Origin of the sequence: Brevundimonas sp. (assembly GCF_036677305.1) — a bacterium.
Taxonomy (GTDB): Bacteria; Pseudomonadota; Alphaproteobacteria; order Caulobacterales; family Caulobacteraceae; genus Brevundimonas.
Window position 1 is genome coordinate 1 of sequence record NZ_JAKFEB010000220.1, and the last position, 4,536, is coordinate 4,536.

General features: G+C 70.9%; 3 protein-coding genes. All 3 read right to left on the reverse strand.

Annotated elements, in window-relative coordinates; all coding sequences use genetic code 11:
* The coding region (locus V6M42_RS12595; RefSeq protein ID WP_332678787.1) for a 5-oxoproline transporter, DUF979 family subunit at positions 1-702 on the reverse strand (702 nt) is incomplete at its 3' end.
* A complete protein-coding gene (locus V6M42_RS12600; protein ID WP_332678789.1) occupies positions 699-1,427 on the reverse strand; it encodes a DUF969 domain-containing protein in 729 nt (242 codons plus the stop codon). The genes V6M42_RS12595 and V6M42_RS12600, both read right to left, overlap by 4 nt.
* 42 nt (positions 1,428-1,469) lie before the next feature.
* Positions 1,470-4,536, reverse strand: a 3,067-nt coding sequence (locus V6M42_RS12605; RefSeq protein ID WP_332678791.1) for a hydantoinase B/oxoprolinase family protein, incomplete at its 5' end; no start/stop codon positions are given.

Below are 4,536 nucleotides of genomic sequence, written 5' to 3' on the forward strand. Positions count from 1 at the left end.
CATCACGGGGAAGGCGGCGAAGGCGTTGCCCATGATCACCGTGAACAGCGCCATGCCCAGGCAGTAGACGACGACCGCCAGCAGGGGCGAGGTCAGGGGCACGGCCTGGCTGACCAGCTGGCCGACCACACCGCCGACGTCGGAGGCCAGGAACACGGCTCCCAGCGAGGCCAGCATCTGCGGGAGCACGGCGGCCCAGCCGATGGAGTCCATCAGCCTCCGCCCTTCCTGCACCGGCGCCATCACCGGCGGCCGCAGCCAGGCCATGGCGGCGAACAGGGCGATCAGGCAGCCGAGGCCCAGCGCGATCAGCGTCGTCTGGGTCGAGGACAGCAGCCAGGCGCCGGCGCCCGTATGCTTGGCCGCCAGCGTGCCGCCGACCGCGACCAGCGGCACGATCAGGGCGGGGATGAACAGGGCGTTGCCCCGGCGCACCGCGCCCTCGCGCCGCTCCTCCAGCGTGGTGGTCGGCGGATGGCCGACGCCCAGCTTCTTCAAACCGCCGACGGCGACGAGGGCCAGAACCAGAACTCCGTTCCACAGTCCGCCCAGCCACGAGCCGAACAGCATCGACACGGCGATCAGGCCCCAGAAGATCGCGCTGCGGATGCGCGTCGGATGCGTCCGGTCGCCGAGGGTCAGGACGGCGAAGGCGGCGAACATCAGCCCGACGAGCACATAGGCGTGGTCCAGGGTGATCATTTGGCCGCTCCGGCCTCGGCGGCGGCTGCGATCTCACGCTTCACCGACCGGTCGAACAACAGCAGCCGCACGCCGTGGACCGCGAAGGCGGCGATGGCTGTCGGTATGGCCCAGACCGACATCTGCAGCGGTTCGACGATGATGCCCGCCTGTTCGAGGAAGCCGACCATCAGGACGATGGAGCCGATGGCGATGAAGATGTCCTCGCCGAAGAACAGGCCGACGTTGTCGGTGGCGGCGGACATGCCGCGGATGCGGTAGCGCAGGGCGTCGGGCAGGGCGCCGCCGGCCTGGACCTCCGCCGCCCCCTCGGCCATCGGCGCCACCAGCGGGCGGACCATCTGCGGATGCCCGCCCAGCGAGGTCAGGCCCAGGGCGGAGGTGGCCTGACGGACCAGCAGATAGCTGATCAGCAGCCGTCCGGCCGTCGCCGCCCTGACGTTGGCGATCAGCAGCCGCGCCCGCTCCTGCAGGCCTGCGCGCTCCAGCAGGCCGATCACCGGCAGGACCAGCCAGGTGATATGGAAATACCGGTTGTCGTTGAAGGCGTCGCCGAACGCCGCCAGCGTGTTGACGGCCGCCTGTCCCAGCGCCCGCGCATCGACGCCGGGCGCCACGGCGGCGGCCACCCCCGTAACGATCGCCGCCAGCAGTATGACCAGCAGCGGATTGATGCGGGCGATGAAGCCCAGCACGACGACCGCGATCCCCAGAAGCACAAGCATCGGATTCTCCCCTGCGTGGATGGTTGGCGCCTGGCGCGGCGTTCAGGAAGCCTTTTTCGCGCCGTAGCCGCCGCCGCCGGGCGTCTCGATGACAAAGACGTCGCCGACGCCCATGCGGACCTCGGCGGTCGAGGCCAGGGCCTCGCGCGCGCCGTCGGCCCGTTCGATGCGGTTGACGCCGGTCGCCCCGTCCTCGCCACCGGCGGCGCCGAACGGCGCCGTGCGGCGATGGTTGGACAGGATGGCCGCCGTCAGGGGTTCCAGGAACCGCACGCGCCGGACCGCGCCGTCGCCGCCCCGGTTCGCGCCGTTGCCGCCCGAGCCGCGCCGGATCGAGAACTCTTCCAGCAGGACCGGGAAGCGGGTTTCCAGCACCTCGGGATCGGTCAGGCGGCTGTTGGTCATATGCGTCTGCACCGCCGAGGCGCCGTCGAAGCCGGGGCCCGCGCCCGAACCGCCGGCGATGGTCTCGTAATACTGGCGGGCGTCGTCGCCGAAGGTGAAATTGTTCATCGTCCCCTGGCTGGCGGCCAGCACGCCCAGGGCGCCGTACAGGCAGTCGACCACGGCCTGGCTGGTCTCCACATTGCCGGCGACGACGGCGGCCGGATAGAGCGGGTTCAGCATCGACCCCTCCGGCACGATCAGCCGGATCGGCTTCAGACAGCCCTCGTTCAGCGGAATGGCGTCGTCCACGAGCGTGCGGAAGACATAGAGGGTCGCCGCGCGTGTGATCGACAGAGGCGCGTTGAAATTGTTCGGCCGCTGGTCGCTGGTTCCGGTGAAATCGACCACGGCGCTGCGGGCCGTGGGGTCCACATCGATGCGGACCCTGATCACCGCCCCGTCGTCCATCTCCAGTGCGAAGACGCCGGGCTTCAGGGCCGCGATGGCGCGCCGGACGGCTTCCTCCGCATTGTCCTGGATGTGGCCCATATAGGCGGCGACGACCTCGCGCCCGAACTCGCCGACCATGCGCGTCAGCTCGTCGGCGCCGCGCGCGCAGGACGCGACCTGCGCCTTCAGGTCAGCCATGTTCTGTCCGACGTTGCGCGACGGATAGCGGCCCGAGGCGAACAAGGCGCGGGTCTCTGCGTCCCTTAGCCGCCCGCCGTCGATCAGCAGGAAGTCGTCGATCAGCACGCCCTCGTCCTCGACCGTCTTCGACGAGGGCGGCATCGATCCCGGCGTCGTTCCGCCGACGTCAGCATGGTGGCCACGGGCCGCGACGAAGAATGCGGGCGCGTCGTCGGCCTCGAGGAAGACCGGCATGATGACCGTGATGTCGGGCAGGTGGGTGCCGCCGTTGTAGGGCGCGTTCAGCATATAGACGTCGCCGCGCAGCATGCCCCGCCCGTCGGCCTTGCCGCCCCGCGACCGGATCACGGTGCGGATGCTCTCCCCCATCGAGCCCAGATGGACCGGGATGTGCGGCGCGTTGGCGATCAGGGCGCCGGTGGCGTCGAAGACGGCGCACGAGAAGTCGAGCCGCTCCTTGATGTTGACCGAATAGGCCGTGGCCCGCAGCGCTTCGCCCATCTGTTCGGCGGCGGCCATGAAGCGGCTGTTGAACACCTCCAGCATGATCGGATCGGCGTCCGTGCCCAGCGCCGTGCGGGCGGGCAGGGCGGTCACCCGGGCCAGGATCAGGTTCAGGGCGTCGTCGGCTGTGGCGCGCCAGCCGGGTTCCAGCACCGTGGTGCCGGTGTCTTCCAGAATGATCGCGGGCCCGTCGACGGCGGCGCCGGGTCCGAAGGCGTCGCGGCGGTAGACCGGCGTGTCGTGTTCCGCGCCCGCCATCCGCACGGGCGCGCGGCTCACGACCGGCGGCGCACCGCCATCCCCTCCGGCGAACGCGGTGGACGCGGCCTGATCGGATGCGGCCACGGCCTCGGCTTCCAGCGTCTCGACGACCAGCGCCTTGTCCTCGGCGAAGAAGCCGAAGCGCAGACGGTGCAGGGCCTCGAACGCCGCCCGCATCTCCGTCGCCGGACCGAACGGCACGGACAGCGGGGTGTCCGACCCGGCGAATTTGATCTCGGCGCGCACGACGGTGGTGATCGAGTCGTCGCCGAAACCCTGGGCGGTCAGCAGGCTGCGCGCATCGACGGTCAGGGCTTCGGCCCGGTCGCCCAGGGCCGCGCCGCCCACCGCTTCCAGCGGCGTCGCCACCGTGGCCTGCCGGATCGCCCGGACGTCTGCCAGTCCCATGCCCCAGGCCGACAGCACCCCGGCGAACGGATGCAGCATGACCTGCGTCATACCCAGCGCATCCGCGACCAGACAGGCATGCTGCCCTCCGGCGCCGCCGAAACAGTTCAGCACATAGCGGGTGACGTCATAGCCGCGCTGGATGGACACCGACTTGATCGCTTCCGCCATGTTCTGCACGGCGATGGTGACGAGGCCCTCGGCCAGCGCTTCCGACGTCGTCTCACGGCCGGTGGCGCGGGCGACCTCGGCCGCCAGGGCCGCGAACTTCTCGCGCACCGCTTCGGTGTCCAGCGGCTGGTCGCCGTCCGGGCCGAAGACGGCGGGGAACTGGTCGGGGCGCAACTTGCCCAGCATGACGTTGCAGTCGGTCACGGTCAGGGGGCCACCGCGCCGATAGGCCGCCGGTCCCGGCACCGCGCCCGCAGACTCCGGTCCGACCCTCAGCCGCGACCCGTCGAACCGGCAGATCGACCCGCCGCCCGCCGCCACCGTATGGATGCCCAGCATCGGCGCGCGCAGCCGGACCCCCGCCACCACGGCGTCCGAGGTCCGCTCATAGTCGCCCGCGAAATGCGACACGTCGGTCGAGGTGCCGCCCATGTCGAAGCCGATGACCCGGTCGAAGCCCGCCGCCCGGGCGGTCTCGGCCATGCCGACCACGCCGCCCGCCGGTCCCGACAGGATCGCGTCCTTGCCCCGGAAGGCGCCCGCCGCCGTCAGGCCCCCGCTGGACTGCATGAACAGCAGCGGGGTCGCCTCGCCCAGATCGGCGCCGACCCGATCCACATAGGCCCGCAGGATCGGCGACAGATAGGCGTCGGCCACGGTGGTGTCGCCGCGCCCGATCAGCTTGATCAGCGCGCCGACCTCGTAGCTCACCGAAACCTGTTCGAAC

What these genes read in the sequence shown, in the direction of transcription:
- V6M42_RS12600 (WP_332678789.1), bottom strand. Translation starts at nt 1,427, where the DNA reads ATGCTTGTGCTTCTGGGGATCGCGGTCGTCGTGCTGGGCTTCATCGCC.